The organism is Propionivibrio sp., from assembly GCF_017995515.1.
Taxonomy (GTDB): domain Bacteria; phylum Pseudomonadota; class Gammaproteobacteria; order Burkholderiales; family Rhodocyclaceae; genus Propionivibrio.
This window is the reverse complement of sequence record NZ_JAGOIT010000001.1, coordinates 64920-86735: the sequence shown is the minus strand read 5'-3', so window position 1 is coordinate 86735 and position 21816 is coordinate 64920. Positions and strand designations below refer to the sequence as shown.

The 21816-nt window shown below is 62.5% G+C and carries 20 protein-coding genes; 5 read left to right on the top strand and 15 right to left on the bottom strand.

Annotated elements, in window-relative coordinates:
* Positions 1-14 precede the first annotated feature (14 nt).
* From KBA32_RS00415 to KBA32_RS00405, 3 genes are all read right to left on the bottom strand, one after another.
* Entirely contained in the window at positions 15-3503 is a 3489-nt protein-coding gene (locus tag KBA32_RS00415) for a PAS domain S-box protein (protein WP_294353575.1), read from the bottom strand.
* Complete coding sequence (locus KBA32_RS00410; protein ID WP_294353572.1) at positions 3500-4618, bottom strand: two-component system response regulator; 1119 nt, start codon at positions 4616-4618, stop codon at positions 3500-3502. The genes KBA32_RS00415 and KBA32_RS00410 overlap by 4 nt, the downstream gene beginning before the upstream one ends.
* A 142-nt stretch (positions 4619-4760) precedes the next feature.
* Entirely contained in the window at positions 4761-5129 is a 369-nt protein-coding gene (locus KBA32_RS00405; protein WP_294353571.1) for a hypothetical protein, read from the bottom strand.
* A 26-nt stretch (positions 5130-5155) separates the two neighbouring features.
* Here KBA32_RS00405 and KBA32_RS00400 point away from each other — a divergent pair, with 26 nt between their 5' ends.
* Positions 5156-6862, top strand: a complete 1707-nt coding sequence (locus KBA32_RS00400) for a diphosphate--fructose-6-phosphate 1-phosphotransferase (protein WP_294353569.1) — start codon at positions 5156-5158, stop codon at positions 6860-6862.
* 233 nt (positions 6863-7095) lie between these two features.
* Here the strand turns inward: KBA32_RS00400 and KBA32_RS00395 are convergent, their stop codons facing one another.
* The 8 genes from KBA32_RS00395 to KBA32_RS00360 all read right to left on the bottom strand — a co-directional run bounded on the left by KBA32_RS00395 (position 7096) and on the right by KBA32_RS00360 (position 15335).
* Complete coding sequence (locus tag KBA32_RS00395) at positions 7096-7341, bottom strand: hypothetical protein (protein ID WP_294353567.1); 246 nt, start codon at positions 7339-7341, stop codon at positions 7096-7098.
* Between the two features lie 53 nt (positions 7342-7394).
* Complete coding sequence (locus KBA32_RS00390; RefSeq protein ID WP_294353565.1) at positions 7395-7802, bottom strand: hypothetical protein; 408 nt, start codon at positions 7800-7802, stop codon at positions 7395-7397.
* Positions 7799-8365 (bottom strand): SIR2 family protein, encoded by a 567-nt coding sequence (locus KBA32_RS00385; protein ID WP_294353563.1) that lies wholly within the window; start codon positions 8363-8365, stop codon positions 7799-7801. The genes KBA32_RS00390 and KBA32_RS00385 overlap by 4 nt, the downstream gene beginning before the upstream one ends.
* 67 nt (positions 8366-8432) lie before the next feature.
* The gene (locus KBA32_RS00380) at positions 8433-9551 is read right to left on the bottom strand and encodes a restriction endonuclease subunit S (RefSeq protein WP_294353560.1); all 1119 of its coding nucleotides are present in this window, start codon (positions 9549-9551) and stop codon (positions 8433-8435) included.
* Positions 9548-10711 (bottom strand): PDDEXK nuclease domain-containing protein, encoded by a 1164-nt coding sequence (locus tag KBA32_RS00375; protein ID WP_294353555.1) that lies wholly within the window; start codon positions 10709-10711, stop codon positions 9548-9550. Before KBA32_RS00375 ends, KBA32_RS00380 begins: the two co-directional genes overlap by 4 nt.
* Positions 10708-12561, bottom strand: coding sequence for a class I SAM-dependent DNA methyltransferase (locus KBA32_RS00370; protein WP_294353553.1), 1854 nt, complete (start codon positions 12559-12561; stop codon positions 10708-10710). The genes KBA32_RS00375 and KBA32_RS00370 overlap by 4 nt, the downstream gene beginning before the upstream one ends.
* A 15-nt stretch (positions 12562-12576) precedes the next feature.
* The gene (gene hsdR, locus KBA32_RS00365; protein WP_367113728.1) at positions 12577-14988 is read right to left on the bottom strand and encodes an EcoAI/FtnUII family type I restriction enzme subunit R; all 2412 of its coding nucleotides are present in this window, start codon (positions 14986-14988) and stop codon (positions 12577-12579) included.
* A 26-nt stretch (positions 14989-15014) separates the two neighbouring features.
* The gene (locus tag KBA32_RS00360; protein ID WP_294353548.1) at positions 15015-15335 is read right to left on the bottom strand and encodes a helix-turn-helix domain-containing protein; all 321 of its coding nucleotides are present in this window, start codon (positions 15333-15335) and stop codon (positions 15015-15017) included.
* A 142-nt stretch (positions 15336-15477) separates the two neighbouring features.
* Between KBA32_RS00360 and KBA32_RS00355 the strand changes: the two genes are divergently transcribed.
* From KBA32_RS00355 to KBA32_RS00345, 3 genes are all read left to right on the top strand, one after another.
* Entirely contained in the window at positions 15478-15681 is a 204-nt protein-coding gene (locus KBA32_RS00355; protein ID WP_294353545.1) for a hypothetical protein, read from the top strand.
* A gap of 10 nt (positions 15682-15691) precedes the next feature.
* Positions 15692-16027 carry a hypothetical protein gene (locus KBA32_RS00350; protein WP_294353541.1) on the top strand — a complete coding sequence of 112 codons (336 nt, stop codon included), beginning with the start codon at positions 15692-15694 and terminating at the stop codon, positions 16025-16027.
* 117 nt (positions 16028-16144) lie between these two features.
* Positions 16145-16654: a recombinase family protein gene (locus tag KBA32_RS00345; RefSeq protein WP_294353536.1), complete on the top strand. Its 510-nt coding sequence runs from the start codon at positions 16145-16147 to the stop codon at positions 16652-16654.
* Between the two features lie 143 nt (positions 16655-16797).
* Here KBA32_RS00345 and KBA32_RS00340 read toward each other — a convergent pair whose 3' ends face one another.
* The 3 genes from KBA32_RS00340 to KBA32_RS00330 all read right to left on the bottom strand — a co-directional run bounded on the left by KBA32_RS00340 (position 16798) and on the right by KBA32_RS00330 (position 19385).
* Positions 16798-17487 carry a GIY-YIG nuclease family protein gene (locus KBA32_RS00340; protein ID WP_294353533.1) on the bottom strand — a complete coding sequence of 230 codons (690 nt, stop codon included), beginning with the start codon at positions 17485-17487 and terminating at the stop codon, positions 16798-16800.
* Between the two features lie 64 nt (positions 17488-17551).
* Positions 17552-18901: an argininosuccinate synthase gene (gene argG, locus KBA32_RS00335; protein ID WP_294353531.1), complete on the bottom strand. Its 1350-nt coding sequence runs from the start codon at positions 18899-18901 to the stop codon at positions 17552-17554.
* A gap of 79 nt (positions 18902-18980) precedes the next feature.
* Positions 18981-19385 carry a surface-adhesin E family protein gene (locus KBA32_RS00330; protein WP_294353528.1) on the bottom strand — a complete coding sequence of 135 codons (405 nt, stop codon included), beginning with the start codon at positions 19383-19385 and terminating at the stop codon, positions 18981-18983.
* Positions 19386-19510: 125 nt separating this feature from the next.
* Here KBA32_RS00330 and KBA32_RS00325 point away from each other — a divergent pair, with 125 nt between their 5' ends.
* Entirely contained in the window at positions 19511-20779 is a 1269-nt protein-coding gene (locus KBA32_RS00325; RefSeq protein ID WP_294353524.1) for an ATP-dependent 6-phosphofructokinase, read from the top strand.
* A 69-nt stretch (positions 20780-20848) separates the two neighbouring features.
* Here KBA32_RS00325 and KBA32_RS00320 read toward each other — a convergent pair whose 3' ends face one another.
* Positions 20849-21490: an acetate uptake transporter gene (locus KBA32_RS00320; protein WP_294353523.1), complete on the bottom strand. Its 642-nt coding sequence runs from the start codon at positions 21488-21490 to the stop codon at positions 20849-20851.
* Positions 21491-21816 lie beyond the last annotated feature (326 nt).

The window sequence follows — 21816 nt, the reverse complement described above, 5'->3', positions numbered from 1 at the left end:
AGCGAACGACGGGCCTATCGTCCGCTCCTGATGCGCAGCTCGCGCAGCTTCATGTGCGCCGATTCGAAGGCGAACTGCTGGATCAGGCGGCCGAGTTCGGCCGTTGCCGGGCCGAGCGCGGCGTGCAGCGTCCGGGCGTTGCGCGCGAAGACATCGATGGCGTCCGTATCGTTCTTGTTGAGCAGTGCGTCGAGTTCGTCGAGCAGTGCGCGCAGCGTCGCCGGTTCCGGCAGCTCGGCCGTTGCCGGGAGCACTTCGACGGCGGGCGGCAGCGCGTCGCCGATCCGTACGAGTTGCGCCTCGATCGCTGCGATGCCGGGGTGGAAGAGGCTGACGTCGAGCGCTCCACCCTTCCACGCGCGGATCATGTTTTCGAGGTGTTCGGCACAGCGCGCGACTTCCTCGACGCCGAGGTTGGCGCTCGTGCCCTTGAGCGTATGGACGAGGTTGCGCGCCGCGCCCAGGTCGTCGGCCTTGAGCAGGGCGCCGAGTTTGTTCATATCGTCCGCGTGCGCCTCGACCAGCCGGCTGAGCAACTCGAGGTACTTGACCGCGTTGCCGCGCAGCGTCGACAGGCCGCGCTTGATGTTCATGCCGGGCAGCGCGGCAAGCCTCTCGAGCGTTTCCTCGGGGTATTCCGCGTGCCTGCGCTGCGGCGCCGAATCGACAATCGGGGTGTCCGTCGCGTGCCCGGCCACATTGCTGGCGCACACCGTGGCGAGCCAGAGCTGGATCGTCTGGTACAGCGCCTCGGGCTTCACCGGCTTGGTCAGGAAGTCGTTCATGCCGGCTTCCTCGCAGGCCATGCGGTCCTCGTCGAAGGCGTTGGCCGTGATCGCGACGATCGGCTTCCGCTCCCAGCCGGGAAGCTGGCGTATCGTGCGCGTCGCTTCCAGACCGTCCATATTCGGCATCTGCATGTCCATGAGGATGAGGTCGATCGACTGGGTACGCGCCTTCTCGACCGCCTGCAGGCCGTCCTCGGCCGTTTCGACAAGGAGACCGACGGCGTGCAGCAATTCGAGGATGACTTCCCGATTGACCGAATGGTCTTCCGCCAGCAGCAACCGCGCGCCGGCGTGGTCGCGGCGCAGGCGGGTTTCGGATTTGACGGCGCTTGTTTCGGGAGACGTCAGCATGACGCCGTGCCCGCGCTGCAAGCGCGCCGTAAACCAGAAGGTGCTGCCGCTGCCGAGCGCGCTCTCGGCGCCGGCTTCGCCCCCCATCAGCTGCGCCAGGCGCCGGGTGATCGCCAGCCCGAGGCCGGTACCGCCGTGCTGGCGCGTGGTCGAGGCGTCGGCCTGTTCGAAGTCCTCGAACAGGCGGTCGACCTCTCCCGGCGGGATGCCGTGACCGCTGTCCTCGACTTCGAAGCGCACGAGCAGCTCATTGCCATCGTCGCCGGATTCCTCCAGCAGCCTGGCGCGGATGGCGATGCGGCCGTGCTCGGTGAACTTGACGGCGTTGCCGGCGTAGTTGAGCAGGGCCTGGCGCAGGCGCGTCGGGTCGCCGCGCAGCCAGAGCGGGACCGAGTCCCGATCGAGCTCGACGCGCAAACCCTTGTCGCGCGCCGACTGGCCGATGATCGAGCCGATGCTGTCGAGGATCGCCGAGAGCGGGAAGTCGGTGTGCTCGAGATGCAGGCGGTTGGCCTCGATCTTCGACAGGTCGAGGATATCGTTGATGATCGACAGCAGGTGGCGGCTCGAACTGTCGATCTTGTCCAGGCGCTCGATCTGTTCCGGCGTCGCGCCCTTGCGCCGCAGAAGGTAGTTCAGGCCGATGATGGCGTTGATCGGCGTGCGGATCTCGTGGCTCATGTTGGCGAGGAAGCGGCTCTTCGCCAGGCTCGCCGTCTCCGCGATCTGGCGCGCGTGCGACAGCTCCTCGGTGCGGCTCTTGACCACCTCTTCGAGGTGATGCCGGTAGCGGTCGAGTTCCTCGCCGATGCGTTTCTTTTCGCTGATGTCTTCCTTGACCGCCACGTAGTGCGAGATGCGGCCGTCGGCCTGGCGTAGCGGCGTGACGATGGCGAACTCGACGTATTCGCTGCCGTCCTTGCGCCGATTGATGAACTCGCCCTTCCACGGCAGGCCCAGGGAAAGCGCCGCCCACATGGCGGTGTAGGTGGCGTTCGGCGTGCGGCCCGAATTCAGGATGCGCGGATTCTGCCCGATCAGTTCCTCGCGCGCGTAGCCGGAGTTGTCCAGGAAGGACTGGTTGACGTACTCGATGTGCGCCGCGGTATCGGTGATGACGATGCTCTCCGGGCTCTGTTCGAGCGCTTGCGACAGCTTGCGCAGCTCGTCTTCGCCGGCCTTGCGCTCGGCTTCGCGCGAGAAGTTCTCGAGCGCGAAGCCGATGTCGGCGGCCATTTCGACGAGCAGCCTGCGCGTGTCGTCGTCAAACGCGTTCTTTTCGCCCGAGTAGAGCACGAAGACGCCGACGGCAACGCCGTGCCGGATCAGCGGCAGCGCGGCCGACGACGCCCAGCCGGCGCGCACGGCCTGGTCGCGCCAGGGTTCGGTAAGCGGGTCGTGCATGAAGTCCTGGACCCAGACCGCTTGCCGTCGCCGCATCGATTCGCCGGCGGCGCCGTTGCCGAACGCGACTTGCGGGCCGGGTAGGGCCGCAATATCCGCCAGGTAGCCGGCTTCGTCGCCGCAACTGGCAACGGGTCGGAAGGTGCCGTTTGCTGTGTCGGCGATACAGATGGCGGCCATCTTCAGTCGGCCAAAGCGCACCGCCGAGCGACAAATCAACGGAAAGAGCTCAGCCTCGGACTTGCAGCGGACGATCGCCTGGTTGCACTCCGAGAGCGCGGCGTAGAGCTGGCCGAGGCGCGTGATCTTCTGTTCGGCGTGTTTGCTCTCGGTGACGTCGAGCGAGATGCCGAACGAGCCGATGACCGTCCCGTCGCCGTCGCGCAGCGGCCCCTTGGTCGCGACGAAGAGGCGCTCGCCGTCGACCGTGACCACGCGTTCCTCGCAGGTGTGGATGCGGTTCTCCTCGATGGCGCGACGATCGTTGGCGCGCAGCGCCTCGGCCTGTTCCACCGGAAGAAACTCTTCGTCCCGCTTGCCGACGATGGCGGCCACCGGTTGCCCCATCGCCCGCGCCGCCTCACGGTTGGCCAGGAGATAGCGGCCGTCGTGATCCTTGGCGAAGATGGCGCTGGTCGAGTTGTCGACGACCGCCGAGAGCAGCTCGAAGGTGCGCGACTGCTTCTTCAGCGCCGCGACTTCGCGCCGCGAGGCGGCGACGATCTGGCCGGCATAGCGCCGGATCAGGGCGTAGAGCAGCAGCGAGGTGACGGCGACAAAGAGCCAGCCCTTGATCGTGCTGGCGAGCGTGATCTGCGCCGGGTCGGCAAACAGCCAGGCAACGGCCGTGTCCGACAACAGTATCCAGAGCCCGGCGAAGATCGCATAGACGAGGACGACGCGCAGCGCCGCGCCGGTCGGGCTTGAGCGTTGCGCGGAGTCGGCGGGGTCCTTGTTCATGGCGTGGTGCGTGCGGGCGTTGGTTCGGCGTCACGGTAGCGGTCGGCAATCGCGGTGAACGCGGCGAATCCTGCGAGGAAGGCGTCGGTCGCGTCGGGGTCGAAGTGCCGGCCACGCCCGTCGGCGATGATCGTGCGCGCCTCTTCGTACGAGAACGCGTGCTTGTAGGCGCGCTTGCTGATCAGCGCGTCGAACACGTCGGCAATCGCCATCAGGCGCGCCGAGACGGGGATCGCGTCGCCGGCCAGCCCGTCCGGGTAGCCGCTGCAGTCCCATTTCTCGTGGTGCCAGTGCGCGATCTCCTTGGCCAGCGCGAGGAAGGCGAGCGGCATCTCGATGTCGCTCTCGGCCTGCTCGATGGCGTCGCTGCCGAGCTTGGCGTGCGTCTTCATGATCGCCCACTCGTCGGGCGTGAGCTTGCCCGACTTCCGGAGGATGTGGTCGGGGATGCCGACCTTGCCAATGTCGTGCAAGGGCGCCGAGCGGTGCAGGAGGTCGATGTAGCGGTCGCTCAGCGTCGCGGCAAAGCGCGGGTGGTGTTGCAGCAGGTTGGCGAGCAGCTGCACGTAGCCCTGCGTGCGCAGGATGTGGTTGCCGGTTTCCGGGTCACGCGTTTCGGCCAGGTGCGCCAGCGCGCGGATGCTGACACGCTGCGTCAGGTCGTTTTCGGCCATGCGGTGCGCGACTTCGGCTTCGAGCGCGGCGTTCTGGTCCTGCAGCCAGTCGCGCGCCATCTTCGCCTCGAGTTGCGTATGCACGCGCGCGAGGACGACGGTCGGCATGATCGGCTTGGTGATGTAGTCGGCGGCGCCGAGCTTGAGGCCGCGCTCCTCGTCGCCGGCGTCGGCCAGCGCGGTGAGGAAGACGACGGGAATGTCGCGCGTGACCGGCGAGTCCTTGATGCGTGCCAGTACCGAATAACCGTCCATGCCCGGCATCATCACGTCGAGCAGGATGAGGTCGGGCTTCGGCGAGCTGTTGGCGACGCGCAGGCAGCCTTCGCCGGAATTCGCCGCGAGCACCCGGTACTGCGGCCTGAGCAGTTCGCTCAGGATGATCAGGTTGTCGGCCGAGTCGTCGACGATCAGGATGACTGGATTGTTTGCGGTCGCCATGCGCGTTGGCCAAAATTATGTCTGTGAATAGTCTGTTGATCCGGCACGAAGAAGTCTCAACTCCCGTTCGGGCTGAGCCTGTCGAAGCCCGCCCCCTTCGACAAGCTCAGGGCGAACGGACTTCAAACATTATCGCGCCGGATCAATAATCCTGTTTGTACCATTCAACGTCGAGCCGGATCAAGAAGGTGTGTTCGCAAGCATGGGTCGTTGCGAAATCAGCCCCTGAATTTCCCCAACGGCTACCGATTTTTTGATAGGGGTAGAGAAGGACGTGTAGGTTCTCCCCTCCTGCACGCCCGTTGTCGCGCCATTGTTTTTTCTTGGTTTGCCGATCTTCCCACCGTTTGTCCATTCGCCCCGTTGGCGGCGGGCTACTGCGCGGGGCAGGCAATTGCGGTAAAATCAGGCGCTTTCCATGGTCGAAGCGCCTGCTCGGCGCATGCTGTTCAGCGTCACCAAGAACGTTTTCCGTAGGTTTCATCCGGCCGGTAAGTCCGCCGTTTTGCATCTCTCTTTTCTTTTAAGGATCGAACCATGAGTACCCTGGTAGAACAGTTGAAGAAACTGGAATCGCACCAGTCGATTTTCGAATCGGCCGTCCGCCAGCTTCCGCTTCCCGTCTGCGCCGCATTCGGCTCGTCCGCCCAGCCGCAGGCGCTTACCTTCGCGAACAGCTCGCGCGTGCTCAGCACCAAGGACAGCGACAGCGTCGCCAAGAGCTTCCCGAACTCGGTGCAGGCTTCCGGCAACGTCGTTCTTTCCTCGGCTGGCGCCAACGCCAAAGTTGCCCAGGGTAAGCGCGTTGCGGTCCTGTTCTCCGGCGGCCCGGCTTCCGGCGGCCATAACGTCGTCTGCGGCATCAAGCGCGTGCTCGGCAATGGCAACACGCTGTTCGGCGTCAAGCCCGGCCCGAAGGGTCTGCTCAAGGGCAACCTGTTCGAGATCACCGACGCTGACGTCGACACGATCATCAACACCGGCGGTTTCGACTTCCTCGGCACCGACCGCACCAAGATCAAGACCGACGAGCAGTTCCAGCAAGTCAAGGACACCTGCGTCAAGCACAACCTCGACGCCATCGTCGTCATCGGTGGTGACGACTCCAACACCAATGCCGCCGTGCTCGCCGAGTTCCTGTTCAAGGGCGTCAAGGCCGACGGCTCGGGCGTGCAAGTGATCGGCGTGCCGAAGACCATCGACGGCGACCTGCAAATCGGCGACCTGCTGCCGATCTCCTTCGGCTTCGACACGGCGACCAAGATCTACGCCGAAGTCGCCGGCAACATCCTGCAGGACACCCGTTCCTCGCTCAAGTACTGGCACTTCATCAAGCTGATGGGTCGCTCGGCCTCGCACGTCGCGATCGAAGTCGCGCTGCAAGTCAAGCCGGCCGTCTGCATCATCTCGGAAGAAGTCGCCGAGAAGAAGATGTCGCTCGCTTCCATCGTCGAGCAGATCGCGCAAACCGTCGTCCTGCGCTCGAAGAAGGGCATGAACTACGGCGTCGTGCTGATTCCGGAGGGTCTGATCGAGTTCATCCCGGAAATGAACACGCTGATCGCCGAACTGAACGACCAGCTCGCGCACCACGCCGACGCCTTCGCCGCGCTGGCCGACGCCGACAAGGCCGGCTTCATCCAGGGCAAGCTCTCGGCCGCCAACGCCGCGCTGCTCGCTTCGCTGCCGGCCTACGTCGTCAAGATGCTGCTCGCCGACCGCGACTCGCACGGCAACCTGCAAGTCTCGCTGATCCCGACCGAGCAACTGCTGGTCGACATGGTCAAGGCCCGCGTCAAGCAGATCGAAGCGACCGTGCCGTTCGCCGCGCACTGCCACTTCCTTGGTTACGAAGGCCGCTGCGGCGCGCCGACGCTGTTCGACGCCGCCTACACCTACAACCTCGGCCTGACCGCCGGCTCGCTGATCCTCGACGGCCGCACCGGCTACATGGCGACGGTGACCGACCTGACCGCCGGCGGCAAGCCGCAGGCGATCCCGCTGACCGGCCTGCTCAACATCGAGCGCCGCCACGGCAAGGACGAGTTCGTGATCGAGAAGGCGCTGGTCAAGATGGATTCGGCCGCGATGAAGTTCTTCGAAGCCCGCCGCGCCGACTGGGCCGCCGACGACCTCTTCGCCTCGCCCGGCCCGCGCCAGTTGTGGGGCCCGGTCGCCCACCAGCAACCGATCAGCGTCGCGCTGAACTCGAACTCCGACTCGCTGGCGTTCAAGATCGGCTAAGAAGCGTCACCAAGGGCCATCTCCGGATGGCCTGGTAGCAGACAAGACAAAGCCCCGAATTCCGGGGCTTTGTTGTATCGGGGTGTTGCGGAATCGCCTGCCCGACTACGGACAGAGAATGGTCTGCGTGCGGGCTGAACGAACTTGATGACGCTTTCGACTTCGTCGAGCGTTGTGTCAAACCACTCTGTTTCAGGCGGATGGTTGATCATGTGCTGACCGGCCTCCCGAGCTTATGAGCACTGGTGCGGGTTGCTGCGGGGAGCTGCACACAACATCACATTCCACGTCTTCGGGAAGCCTTCCCACACGGCCTTGGCTTCAACGGGATTGCTCCAGCTGAACAGCGGCAGCAGGTTCTGTTCGGTCCAAGAGCGATCCACGCGGAAAAATGCGATCAACCGAGAACCCATCAACACCCGGCCGTGGCGGAATCGATCTATCTGCGCGTCGCACAGTGTGGTGAAAATGGGCTTCAAGTCAGCAGGAAGCAGATCGTTGTCATTCGGGTTCTGCTTGAAACAAAGATTGATCAGCGCTTGCGTGATATGCCCAATGGGGTGGTTGATTGCAGAGCCAACGGGGTCGTAGGTTTCGACGCCATTGCGGATGCTGCGAGAAGCAGCATCGGCGATGCACGGTCATAGGGTGCAGGCCGTCGAATCAGGCTGAAGCTCAGCTTGGTGTCCACTTCGTCACGGGGCTGCACGCCAAAGCGAGACAGATCGCCGTGCCCAAAATGTTCATGCGCGAAGGGCTCCAGCAGCCAGTCCAGTGAAGGGGCTGGATTGAAATCGGCGAAGCGCTTTGCCGGTAAGCCGGATTCGTCCGACAAGGCCCAAAGCATCCGCCCGACGAAATCGTCCTGCTGCGCGCTCTCCTGCGGGCGCGTCAGGGCGTGTTTGACAACGATGGCTTCTTTGCCCTGCACGCCCGTCACGGTAGGTTTCTGCCCAAGTGTGCAGGGTCTGGTGCAGCGCGGAATGGTCGCAGATACGCCAAGCCAAAATCACCGCTGGTCACCACCAGACGGTTCAGGGCAGTGTCGTCCAGTTTTTCGGGCAGCAAGCCGTGCAGGTAGACCAGCCCGTTCCAACGGCTGTTCTTTGGAATCGGCAGCATTGGGGCTGCTTGGGCTTGGAATGTTTGACCAGTGCGTTTGGCCGCTACATGGAAGATGCGGTCGAAGTTGGTGGTGACCAGCCGTAGCGCACCCTCACGGCTGCGCGCCAGACGCAACAGCGCGGCCTGTGTATCGACAGCACCCTTGCGGCGGAGCTTCGGCTTCAGCGCCTGCGCCAGCGCACGACGGACGGCCAGACGTTGGCCCGGCAGGCGTCGATCCAGCAGATCGAGCGTGGCGTCGAACTGCCCGCGTTCGAATGCCTCGCGCTCGATGTCCGAACGCGCCGTTCCGTTCAGCCGATAGATCTGTTCCACCAGCCCCTTGAAATCGGGCAAGCCGGCGGGATAGGAAATGCCTGCCCCACAGAACAACACCACGCGGCCTTCCTCATGCGCCTGCAGGAGCGCATCCGGGATGTCCGGGGCCGTGGGTGACGAACTGCACTTAACTCTCTCCGACAAACACCCGTTCCAGCGTCGCGGGCAGCAGCGCAGCGTTGGCTTCGCGGATGGCGGTGTGTTTGGCCTTGAGGGCGGCAACTTCGGCTTGCAGGCGGTCGAAGGTTTGCTGCACGACCAGCGGTGGCATGGGTACTTCGATGGCCATCAGCTTTTCCAGCCCGAGCGTGCGGTTGCGGCCAGCCCCGCCGGGTGACGCTTCGCCAATCTTCAGCATCCCGTCGTCAGTCAAGAATTGGTAGCGCAGAAACTCGGCGGTCGTCAGTTCTGGGTTGGCCTGACAGGTGATGAAGCGATGAGAGCCGAAGCGACCCGCGTCCTCGGGCTGGGCAATGGCAATTGCGCCTTCCCACGCAAAGACGTTCGAAAACAGCAGGTCGCCGGGTTCGATGCGGTACAGGCGCTTTGTGCCAACGTCGCCGCCAGACAGCGGCGGCTTGTGGAAGGTGCCTTTGCCGAAGGAACGGATGCCAAGTTCCGGATAGCTGCCGTTGAGGTCGATGGACTGCTCCCGGCGTACCAGCGGCGCCACTTCAGCCATCGGCCGCAGCGGCGCACCGGCAATGACATCGCGGGAATGCAGGGCCAGCAGGTGTTCGGCGTCGCGCTCGACGGCATCCAGATGGGCTTCGAGCTGCCGGGTTTTCTCAGTCAGCGCGTCGAGGCGGGCGACGAGGGCTTGTTGTTCGGCGAGCGGCGGAAGGGGAATTTCAACGCCAACAATGTCGGCCACTTTCATGGACATGTTGGCAGTACCTTGCATCAGCGGGATCAGCAAGGTTTCCATGCAGGCGCTCAGGTAGAAGTAGGCATAACGTGCCATTACGCGTTCCGGCGCACGATTGATGCACGCACAGAGGATTGAGCCAACAGCAAAATCACCTTTGATGTGATGCAAGCGTTTGAGGCTCGCGTGACCATGACCCGTTGCGGATATCAAAGGAATGCAGACAGCATCTCCCGAGAAGTGCGGCTCGAAGTGCGAGGCGAAAACTTCGCCTGTGGTGACTAAAGGAAATTCACCTGGCGTCGCCGCCATGATTCCGATTTTTCCCTTTTCGACATAAAACAGGTCGCCCAAGGCGGCTTTAGGCCACGCCTTCATTCGTCGGCCTCCGTATCGCCACCACGCGCAATCCGTCGCGCTTCCAGTTCGCGCTGCGTTTTCTCCAGCTCGGCTTCCAGCAGCTTCACATCGGGTAGTACGGTCTGGTATTCGGCAGCCATGATCTTGTTGGGCAGGCCGTCCAATGCGTAGCGCGCCAGCGCTGACTTGGAACGGGCGCACAGGATCAGACCCACAGGCGGGTTTTCATCAGGCAGCGTCCAGTGCTCGCGGGCATAGTTGCAGTACATGTGCATCTGACCGACATCGGCGTGGCTGAGTTCGCCCAGTTTCAGATCGATGATGACCAGGCAGCGCAGGCGGCGGTGGAAGAACAGCAGGTCCACACGAAACCAGCTTTCGTCGATGCGCAGCCGTCGCTGGCGGCCGACAAAGGTGAATTCGCTGCCCAGCTCCAGCAGGAAATCTTCCAAACGGTGGATCAGTGCGCCCTCAAGGTCGGACTCGGAGTATTCGTCCTTGAGATTCAAAAATTCAAGGACATACGGGTCCTTGATGGCTTCATCCGGGGTGAGCGCATCGCCGGGTAGAGGGTGGCTGCCCTTTTCCAGCATGGTGCTTTTGTTTTTCGACAGCAGGGCCCGGGTGTAGAACTGGCTGCCTATTTGGCGGTCGAGCTGGCGCACGCTCCAGCCGCCGCGCAGGGCTTCGGCTTCGTAGAAATCCCGTTCTTCGGCGGAGCGGGGGCGACGCATCAAATGAATGTAGTGAGTCCAGGAAAGGGGGAATGCTTGAGCCAATTGGTTCAGATCGAAATTCCGAACCACTGGTTCGGATTTCGCAGCTTGCAGCCCCGGCGGCAATTTCCGAATCAGTGATTCGGAAATTCTCTCGGGAGGGTAGGTCTTGTAGAACAGCCGCATGGATTCGAGAGAATCCACTCCAAAACCGCGACCGAAGCGGGCCGAAAGGTCAACGGACAAACGCTTCAACAGGGCTTTCCCATACTTGGCTCGTTCCTGCCCGCCCTGTTCAAACTCGACAATGCGACGACCAATTTCCCAATAGCTGGCGGTCATCAGCGCATTGACGCTGCGCGCGGCAGCGCTGCGGGCCGATTCCAGCAGAGTGACGATGTCGGTGTGAACGGCCGTGTAGCCGGCTTGGTCCGGCACGGTAGGTGTGGTGCGGTCGGTCATGCCTGCACCTCAGCAACCAGCGCCTCGATCTCCCCCAAGAGACGCATCACCTCAGCCTCGTGGCTGCGCATGGAAGCAATCAGGTCCTTCGGATCTGCATGTTCCAGCCCAGCCTTGGCATGGGGATTCTTGAGGTCGAGGTTGTAAATCGGCCAGTACAGGGCATCCCCCTCGGACTGGGCAGACTTGGCGTTCTGATCAAAGGCGGATTGCTTGTTCTTGAGCGCCTTCAAGCGGTCTTGCAGCTCAGCCTTCTGTCCGTTGGCTGCGGCCTGGATGGCTTGCTCCAACTCTCGAATGGGTTTGCCCAGAGCGATGGCAGCGTTGCGTTCGCTTTCCGCCCGCTGCCAGTGTGGCGTGGCGGCTGCGACAGCGGCTTCGCGCTTGGCGGCAAAGTCCACTTTCCACGCCTGCGGGCCTTCCTCGCGGGCGTTCCACCACGCCAGGGCCGGGGCGAATTCCTCGAACTGCAGTGGCGCGGTCTTGCTGTACTTCTTGCGACCTTCAGGCAGCGGCAGTTCGTAATACCAGAGGGTGTCGGTGGGGCCACCACGCTCGAAAAACAGCAGGTTGGCCGGGATATCGGTGTACGGAGCGAACACGCCTTGGGGCAGGCGCACGATGGTGTGGAGCTTGAACTCCTTGAGCATCTCCTCCTTGACGACGGCGCTGATGCCATCACCAAACAAGGTGCCGTTGGGCACGACCACCGCAGCACGGCCACCGCGTGTGGCGGGCTTGCGATGTGTGGGATGTGAGGGCACCGGCGCACCGGCCACGCGCAGCTTGCGCATGATGTATTGCAGGAACAGCAGCGCCGTTTCCGCCGTCTGCATATTGGGTGGGAAGTTGGCCTTGATGCCGACTTCTTCTTCACCGCCAAACGGTGGGTTGGTGAGGATGACGTCCACGCGCTCGCTGTGGCCGATTTCGTTGATCCGCCGTTCCAGCGTATTGCCATAAGCAATTTGCGGTGCTTCCAGCCCGTGCAGCAACAGGTTCATCTGCGCCAGCATGTAGGGCAGCGGCTTGGCTTCCTGTCCGTAAAGCGTGTCGCGTTGCAGGCTGCGCCGTTGATCTGGAGCGCTCACCTGCGGTGCGATGTGATCGTAGGCCTCAACCAGAAAACCGCCCGTGCCACAGGCAGGATCCAGCACCGTTTCTCCCAAACGCGGATCGCTGACCTGCACCATGAAGCGCACGACCGGGCGCGGGGTGTAGAACTCGCCTGCGTCACCCGCTGCATCGCGCATTTCGCGCAGCATCGATTCGTACAGGTGCGAGAGCGTGTGGATTTCTTCGCTGGCCGAGAAGTGGATGCCGTTGATCTTGTTGATGATGTCGCGCAGCAGGTAGCCACTGACCATGCGGTTCTGCACGCCCTTGAACACGTTGGCGATGACTTCGCGCTGGCTGCCTTTTTCGCCTTCGCCTGCCAAGCTGCGCAGATAGGCGAACAGGCCTTTGCCGGTGCTGCCATCGGCACGCACGGTGAATTCCTGGCTGATGAAAGCCAGCAGTTCATCACCGGTGATGCCATCTTCGCGAGCGGCCCAGTCGCGCCAGCGATAGGGAGACTCGATGATGGGCTGATAGCGTTTGCCGTCGAGCTCGGATTCTTCCTCGTGCACAATTTCGAGGTCGTCGAGGAACTTGAGGAACATCACCCAGGTAAGTAGCGGCAGGCGGTCCACGTCACCGTTGAGGCCCTTGTCCTTGCGGAGGATCTTGCGGGCAGTGCCGATCAGCGCAGACAGGTTTTCACGCGTGGTGAGCGGCGTTTTCGCTTTGCGCGGCGCGCGGGACTTTTTTTCGCCGGCTGACGTTGCCTTCGTTGCAGATTTGGCCATGGGATGCGTTTCTCGTTATTGGTAGAGCGCGGTCTGCAGCCGGGATACAGCGTCCTTCATTCCGCGCACGCCGCCGAAGTGACGGGTGGCGATTTCGGAAGGACTGCCGTAGCGGTCGAAGGGTTGCACCTTCATCAGCTCGGACAGCGCATTGAATTGCAGGATGCCGCGCTCGACATAGCGGTCGAGCAGCAGCGACAGAATTTCACGGGCGACTTCACTGTATCGGCCATGTTGGGCGAACAGGTCTTGGGCCTGACGTTTGGCAGCTTCCGCACGCTGGCGGCGCGTGAGTAGCGGCGCATTCCAGGCCAGATGGCACAACAGATCGAACGGATCGGCATCGGGCTGTTCGCTGCTGGCTGCCAGTTCCTCAAAACTGATGCCGCGCTCGGTCAGCTCGCGCAGCACTTCAGAGCGGGTATCGGGGTTGGCCCAGGCCGATTGCAGTACCTCGCGCGTGGGATAAAGCGTGCGCACGGCGCGGCCGGAATAGTCGGTGTACTTGACCACCTGCAGTTTTTTGCCGTCGGTGTCGAGGTCATAGACCAAGTGGCCGATGACTTCGACTTCGCCGCCGTCGATGTAGAACTTGCGCGGCTCCGCCGGTGGCTCCGTGATGATTTCGCCGTTGCCACCTGCATCATCGCCCTGTTCCGTTTCGACCACGTATTCCGCTTCAGGCTCAGCCACGCCCGGCACTTCGTCTGCGGTGGTGTCGACGACCTCACCCGATTCGTCGATCGTTACTTCTTCGATGCGAGCAGGATCACCGTCGAAATTCGGGTCGGCAAAGTGCTGCGTGGCCGTACCGGTGAAGTCGATGATGTTGAAATACTCTTTGCCGTAATCCACCTTCAGCCGCGTGCCACGACCGACGATCTGCTTGAACTCGGACCGCGAGCCCACCACACGTGCCAGGACCACGTTTTTGACCATTTCGGCATCGACGCCGGTCGTCAGCAATTGAGATGTAGTGAGGATGACCGGCGTGGGCTTGTCCACGTCCTGGAAGTGCGACAGATGGGTAAGGCCAATGGCCCCCTCATCGGCGGTGACGCGGCAGACGTAGTCGGGGTACTGCTTGACCAGATCGCTGTTCAGGTTGATCAGTTCCTGTCGCATTTCGGCGGCGTGTTCCTGATCCACACAGAACACCAGTGTCTTGGCAAAGCGGTCGGTACCTTTGAGCAGATCGGTCAGGTGGCGGGCCATCGCCCGTGTGCGCGAGCGCAGGGCAACGACACGTTCGAAGTCCTTGGTCTGGTATTCGTCATCAGGTACTTCACGCCCATAACGATCCAGCTCATCCTTGCTGGGTCGCCAGCCTGCGGCATCGACTGTGGTGATGACGCGGTGCACGCGATACGGTGCCAGGAAGCCGTCCTCGATACCTTGGCGCAGGCTATAGGTGTAGACCGGGTTGCCGAAGTATTCATAGCTGTCGCGGGATTCCTCGCGCAGCGGCGTGGCGGTCATGCCGAACTGCACGGCAGGTTCGAAATAATCCAGCACCGCACGCCATGCGCTTTCGTCCCGGCTGGAGCCGCGATGGCATTCGTCAATGATGATGAGATCAAAAAAATCGGGCCGGTACTGGCGAAAGACATCTGAACTGGCGGTGGTCAGTGCCTGATAGATGCCGAAGTACATATCCCGGCTCTGACTGGTGTCGCCGCCGGCAATCTTGTGCCTGGCATCGCCAAAGGGCGCGAACATCTTCGCCATCGGGTCATCGACCAGGATGTTGCGGTCGGCCAGGAAAAGGATCTTGGGACGGCGGTGTTCGCCGGTTCGGTTCCAGCGGCTGTTCCACAACTTCCAGCAGATCTGGAAAGCCACGCAGGTCTTGCCGGTGCCAGTGGCCAATGTGGCAAGGATGCGTTTTTGACCCAGCAGGATCGATTCGATGACCCGATTGATCGCGATCTGCTGGTAATAGCGCGGCACCTTGCCTGAAACGAGGTTGAATGGCTCCAGCAGATGGGGCGATGAATCCTTGGGCAACTGCGCGCTTCCCGTCAGCCGGGCAAACAACTCATCCGGCGAGGCGTAGCGATCCACCTCGCGCTCGGCGCCGGTGATGTAGTCGATTTCGATGATGCGGTGGCCGTTGGTGGCGTACGCAAACTTGAGGCCGAGAATCTCCGCGTACTCGCGTGCCTGCTGTACGCCGGTTTCAGCAGGCAGGCCGATTTCCTTGGCTTCGACCACGGCAAGGGGATAGTCCCGACGGTAGTACAACAGGTAGTCGGCGCGCTTCTGTTTGCCACGGCGAACCTTGCCACCAGCCACGATGATGCGGCCATTGGTGAAGCTGCGCTGCTCGCCAATGGAGTGCGGGGCCGCTCCCCAGCCTGCCTCCACCAATCGGGGGGTGACGAATTCGCGGCAGGTATCCGCTTCGGTGATCACACCATCTCGCATTGCCTCCCCCTTCATCTTGTCGTCCCTCAGTCGATCAGGATCTTGAAACTGGTTGCCAGCGCGATCGGTTCGATTTCACGCACGTTCTTTTTCAACTCGACCAGTCCGTAACCCTCCATCATCCGCAGCGTGCGTGACAGGTTGGGAACCTGCCGCCCGGTGAGTTCAGCGAGCTCCGTCAGCGACTTGGGTCGCCGGTCCCGGATGAGGCGCAGCAGGGATTGGTTGTCCTCGGACAGCACCGCCGCCATCGTGGCCATCGAGGGAAACCAGACAGTAGGCGCGTCCTTGGCTGCGCCCCCCTCCGGCTCTGCTGTTCGACGAATACCGACAACGCAGCGTTTCATCTCGGGTGTCCTGATCGACTTGGCATAAGCCGGTCATTTTATCAGTGTGGCACAACTGCAGCCAGCGTCTGATGAACAACTTGGCTTCCTGATCGTTCAGCGCGTGAATGGTGGCGTCATCCACCCACCAAGGAGCCCCGCCATGAGCACCCAACCCACCGCCGTCGACGCCTACCTCCAGCGTCTGCCGATGATCCTCGACAAGATCGATGCACTACGCCAACTGGCCGCCGACCATTTCGGCCATGACCCGGACGCCATCCACTGGGGCCACGTTGGCGACCTCGGGCGGGTGGATCAAGCGCTGGATGAGTTGCTGACGATCTTCGACGGCCAGATCAAGTGAGGAGGTGACGATGGACACCGACCAGCCCAGTTATTTACGCCTGCGCCACGCCGCCAAAAAGGCCAACCGCGAGTGCTCGGTGACGATGCTCGACAAGCTGGTGCGCGCCGAACTGCCTGCCAGTGATGACGACGCCAGCGCGCTCGATGAGCTGGTCACGGTCTGTCGACCGTCGTGCGTGTGGATGTGTGAGGGAGGCCGTGATGGAAATCCAACCCTCCCGCCAATATCAGCCCAGCCGCATCGGGCCGCTGTCGCCACGCATCGCACCCGGGCCAGACGTGCTGGATTACCAGTCGATCCGGCAGCAACTGCTTCCACCGGCAACGCGCACAGCCTTCAATGACGACGGTGTGGACGTGTTGCCACCCGTATCACAGGCACCGTGGAGCGCGCCTTCGCACAGTGTGGCGAATTGGCCTCCGCCCCTGCTTGTACGCAGGCCGCGCCGTGCGCGAATCCAGTGGCCGTGGTGGTGGCGCTGGTTGTGCATGGCCGCACGCATCGAGCGCAGCCTCACGCGATGGTGGCAGCGGCGCATCCAACGGCAACAGCAGCGACCAAGGCCACGACGCAGGTGAAACGGGTCCTTCCTCGCCACAAAACCATGCGGGAGGCGCGAGCGCGCTGCCCCGCCAGCGACAGGCCCCGCGACAGGGTCACCGGCGAGCGCATCCGCGACAAGATCGCCGCCAGCAAGGCCAAGGGGATGTGGATGGGCGGGCCGCTGCCGCTGGGCTACGACGTGGCCAATCGCCTGCTGGTGATCAACAAAGTTGAAGCCCAGCTGGTGCGCCGCATCTTCGATGATTTCATCACGATGCGCTCGGCCACGCTGATGGCCAAGGTCTATGCCGCCGAAGGCGTGCGCACCAAGGGCGGTAAGCCCTTCACCAAACAGACCCTCTACAAGATGCTGCACAACCGGATGTATCTGGGCGAGATCGTCCACAACCGATCAGCGTCGCGCTGAACTCAAACTCCGACTCGCTGGCGTTCAAGATCGGCTAAGAAGCGTCACCAAGGGCCATCTCCGGATGGCCTTGCCGCAGAGAAGACAAAGCCCCGTTTCTCGGGGCTTTGTTGTATCAGGGTGAAGTTGAATCGTCTGCCGGACTACGGGCGAGGAATGGTCTGCGCTGCGGGTTGAATAAACTTGATGACGCTTTCGACTTCCTCAAGCGTCGTGTCAAACCATTCTGTACCAGGTGCTTGGCGTTTCGAACCTCTCGCCTCAAGCGTCGAATGAATTGCGTCCTCGACCGCTGCGACGCGCTGAACCTGCCATGTCCTGAGAATGATCGGGTATTCAAAGCAGCAGGTTGTCTTGCACTGCTGGGTGACGCGTGCGTCGGCGTCCCCCGTCGTTGTCAGCCCGACTTTTATCGGGAACTTGCCGCCATCTTTCTTGGCAATTGACGGGAACGAGTAGGCGTAGATGATTCCGGCATCGTCCGATTCGATGTCTATTGCGACGGCGTCGGCTTCGGCGATTTCTTCCTCCAGCGGGATGTTCTTGAACATCCCGCCGCCCATGTTTTCGAACACCCTCAGGTTTTCGGCGAGGAATGGAATGTAGAAGCCGAAGATCGTGCTCATTCTTTCCGTCGCGTCGCTCTTTGCTTTCTTGACCTTGATTTCAAGCTGTTCGGCTGTGTAGGTTTCAGCCAGCAGCTTTTTCGAGAGCTCACGCAACAGGAACGGTTCGTCGCCAAAGGATTTGGCCGCTTCAGCGATACGCGGCAGCAACTCGTAGCGTGCGGCGTTGTAAACGTAGGATCGCGAAGCTTCGAACGGGATAGTCATTGTTGTTATTTGAACGGTTTATGGAAAAAGCCCCGGGTTCGAACCGGGGCTGATCTTGTTTCGCCTACTTGTCCTTCGCCTCGCTGCTCGACAGCAGCGGGATGCTGCCGTCGGACTGGTTGCCGAGCAGGCCGGCGCCGGTGTAGATGCCGAGTTTCTGGCGCGTGTCGATAATGTCGAGGTTGCGCATGGTGAGCTGGCCGATGCGGTCGGCCGGGGTGAAGGCGGCGTTTTCCACCTTTTCCATCGACAGGCGCTCGGGCGCGTAGGTGAGGTTGGGGCTCGACGTGTCGAGGATCGAGAAGTCGTTGCCGCGACGCAGTTCGAGCGTGACTTCGCCGGTGATCGCGCGCGCCACCCAGCGTTGCGCCGTTTCGCGCAGCATCAGCGTCTGCGGGTCGAACCAGCGGCCCTGGTAGAGCAGGCGGCCGAGCTTGAGCCCGTTGACGCGGTACTGCTCGATCGTGTCCTCGTTGTGGATGCCGGTGACGAGACGCTCGTAAACCGTGTGCAGCAGCGCCATGCCCGGGGCTTCGTAGATGCCGCGGCTCTTGGCTTCGATGATGCGGTTCTCGATCTGGTCGCACATGCCGAGGCCGTGGCGGCCGCCGATGACGTTGGCTTCGTTGAACAGTTCGACGGCGTTGGCGAAGGTGCGGCCGTTGATCGAGACCGGGATGCCTTCCTCGAAGCGCACGGTCACGGTTTCAGGTTTGACGACGACGTCCTCGCGCCAGAAGGCGACGCCCATGATCGGCTTGACGATGTTGACGCCGGCGTTGAGAAATTCGAGATCCTTGGCTTCGTGCGTGGCGCCGAGCATGTTCGAGTCGGTCGAGTAGGCTTTCTCGACGCTCATCTTGTAGTCGAAGCCGTGCTTGATGAGGTACTCGCTCATCTCCTTGCGGCCACCGAGTTCGTCGATGAAGCTCTGGTCGAGCCACGGCTTGTAGATGCGCAGCGCCGGGTTGGCCAGCAGGCCGTAGCGGTAGAAGCGCTCGATGTCGTTGCCCTTGTAGGTCGAGCCGTCACCCCAGATGTTGACGTTGTCTTCCTTCATCGCGACGACCAGCGCGGTGCCGGTGACGGCGCGGCCGAGCGGTGTCGTGTTGTAGTAGGTCGTGCCGCCGGTCTTGATGTGGAAGGCGCCGCACTGGATCGCGGCGATGCCTTCGGCGACGAGCTGCGGCCGGCAGTCGATCAGGCGGGCGATTTCCGCACCATAGCCCAGAGCCTGGCGCGGAATGGCGTCGTAGTCGCTCTCGTCAGGCTGGCCGAGGTGGGCGGTGTAGGCGCAGGGGATGGCGCCCTTGCCGCGCATCCAGTGCACGGCCGCGCTCGTGTCGAGGCCGCCGGAGAAGGCGATGCCGACGCGCTCGCCGGCGGGAATGCTTTGCAGGATGGTAGCTGTCACGGGAAGGTCTCTGGCAGATTGGACAAGGCGCTATTGTACCGCGTCACCTCCCATGTGCAGCGGGGTGACGGCCGTGCGGCTACTCGCTCTGGCAGGCCACCGACCAGAGCTTTTCTTCCATCGAGCCGTCGGAGATCGTGTACCACTTGTCGGCTTCGTCCTCGTCGCTGATGACGACGTCACCGTTGCCCATCGGGCCGGCGTAGGAAACCGAGCCGAGGTAGCGTTCGAGCTTGTTCGCGCAGTCGTAGCGGGTGCGTACGATGGTCGAGCGATAGACGGCTTCCTCGTCGCTCTTCTGCGGCTCGCCCCAGCGGACGAGGTGACTGACGACGGCGATTTCGTCGATGCGCTCGACCGTCCCGGTGTTGACGAAGACGCGCATGCCGTCGTCAAAGCTGGAAATCTCGTTCCAGTCGGCGAATGCGGTGAGTGGAAGAATGGCGAACAACGTCGCCAGCCAGAAGCGCGGTGTCGTTTTCATGGGGCGCGATTCTAGCGCCGAACGTGGCGCGGTTGAGCAGATCGTTGCGCGCAGCGTTTGACCGTCCGCAAACGCCCGAGGATACTTCGCGCTGGCGCTTTCAACGATTCCAAGGACCAGTTCAAATGGATATAACCACGCTCGGCGAACCTCTCTTCGACTCCCCGCTTTCTTCGCATATCAGCGACAAGGCGCGGGTGCTTTTCAACGTCGTCGTCGATCCCGACCAGCCGCCGTCGGAGGAGTTCCTGTTCGAACTCGCCGGGCCGCGCGAGAAGATTTTTTTTGATCCGAAGAAGACGCGCGCCGGCATCGTCACTTGCGGCGGCTTGTGTCCAGGGCTCAACAACGTCATCCGATCGCTCGTTCTCGAACTACATCACGGCTACGGTGTGCGCGAGATCCTCGGCTTCATCGACGGCTATCAGGGCCTCGATCCGTGGCGCGGCTCGGAGCCGATTCCACTGACCCCCGAGTTCGTCGAGGACATCCACAAGGAGGGCGGCTCGGTGCTCAACACCTCGCGCGGGCCGGTCGACGTCAGCGTAGCGGTCGACAACCTGATCCGGCGCAAGGTCAACATCCTGTTCGTTGTCGGTGGCGACGGCACGCAACGCGGCGGCGCGGCGATCTACAAGGAGGCGTCGCAGCGCGGCCACGCGCTGGCTGTCGTCGGCGTGCCGAAGACGATCGACAACGACGTCGCCTTCGTTTCGCGGACTTTCGGTTATCTGACCGCCGTCGAGGAGGCGACCAAGGTGATCGACTGCGCGCACACCGAAGCGCACAGCGTGCATAACGGAATTTCGATCGTGAAGATCATGGGGCGCCACGCCGGCTTCATCGCGGCCGGCGCGACGGTCGCCAGCCAGGACGTGAACTTCACGTTGGTGCCCGAGGTGCCTTTCGTGCTCGACGGCGAAGATGGTTTCCTGGCCGCGCTGGAGAAGCGCGTGGTCGATCGCGCGCATGCGGTGGTGCTCGTCGCCGAGGGCGCGGGGCAGCATCTGATCGCGGGAGATTCCGGCGAGCGCGATGCCTCCGGCAACATCAAATTGAAGGATATCGGCCAGTTCATGCGCGACAAGATCGACACGCATTTCAAGGCGAAGGGAGTCCCCTTCGCCATCCGCTACATCGATCCGAGTTATCTCGTGCGCAGCGTGCCGGCGAGCGCCGAGGACGCCGTTCTTTGCGACTTCTTCGCGCGCAACGCGGTGCACGCGGCGATGGCGGGAAAGACCGGCCTGGTGATCGGCTACCAGCATGGCAAGTTCACCCACGTTCCGGTCGAATTGCTGACCACGAAACAGAAGACGCTCGACCTCAACAGTCCGGCCTGGCTCGGCGTACTCGCGTCGACCGGGCAGAACTTCGCGCAGTTCGCGATTTAGCCCTGATACGCGGACGAAAAAAGGGCGAGCCGCCGAAACGACTCGCCTTTTTGTTTGCGCCTGTTCAGCTTATTTCTTGGCCGGACCCTTGCGGATGAAGCCGAACGGCGCACCCAGCGGCACCAGTACGCGGCCGAAGTAGCTGTTGAGGAAGATCGCGCCGGCGGCGTAGAAGCCGAGCAGCGAGATCAGCAGCTCCGACCAGGCGGCGAGCGGCGAGAATAGTTCGTGGTTGATGCCGAGAATCGACAAGCCGAGCGAGGGCAGCAGGACGTTGATCAGCACCAGGATGGCGGCGAACACCTTGTTGACCTCGAAGGCGGCGACCATGATGAACAGCGAAAAGATGGTGTAGCCGAAGCAGGCGAAAGCCAGCTGGCGCGGGTCGGCCTTGGCCGGGTCGATGACGCCGAACCAGCCTTGGGCGATCGCCCAGTGCATGGCAACGGCGGCCCAGAAGAGGCCGTAGATGCCCAGGGCGATGGAGCCGAAGTAGTTGTTTTTCTTGAAATCGACGGTCGAGGCCCAGATCTGCGCGGCCGAGCCGAGGAACAGTGCCCACGGGATGATGAAGGTCGAGCCGGTCGTCCAGCCCATCTTCTGCGAGGCGGCGACGAAGGTGACCATGGCCAACCCGAAGACGCCGAGCGCCGTCGGATCGGAGAGCATGATTTTGGTTTCGGTGACGGTTGATTGCTGTGGTGCGCTCATGGCGTGTTCCCTTTATTCCCTAATGGTTGAGTTGATTGGATGGATGAAATCGGGACCGTTGCGGTGTCGGGTGGTGCATCAACGCGTTGATGGTTTTGCGTTCTTCTTCTGCCGGCCGTGATGCGATATTCGAATGTTCCCGGGCCTCCGGGTCGCGGCTGGCCTGCCGCACGCGCGGCCGGACACAAAGCCGGCGATTCTGCCACGAGATGGAGAAATTTTCAATTTTTTCAATCGTTTGCGGGAGTCTTCCGGGTCTGCTGGCAGGGCCAGGGGCGGGAGTTCGATGCGTGTGTGCGCGCCTGCTAGAATGCCGCTTTTTTCCG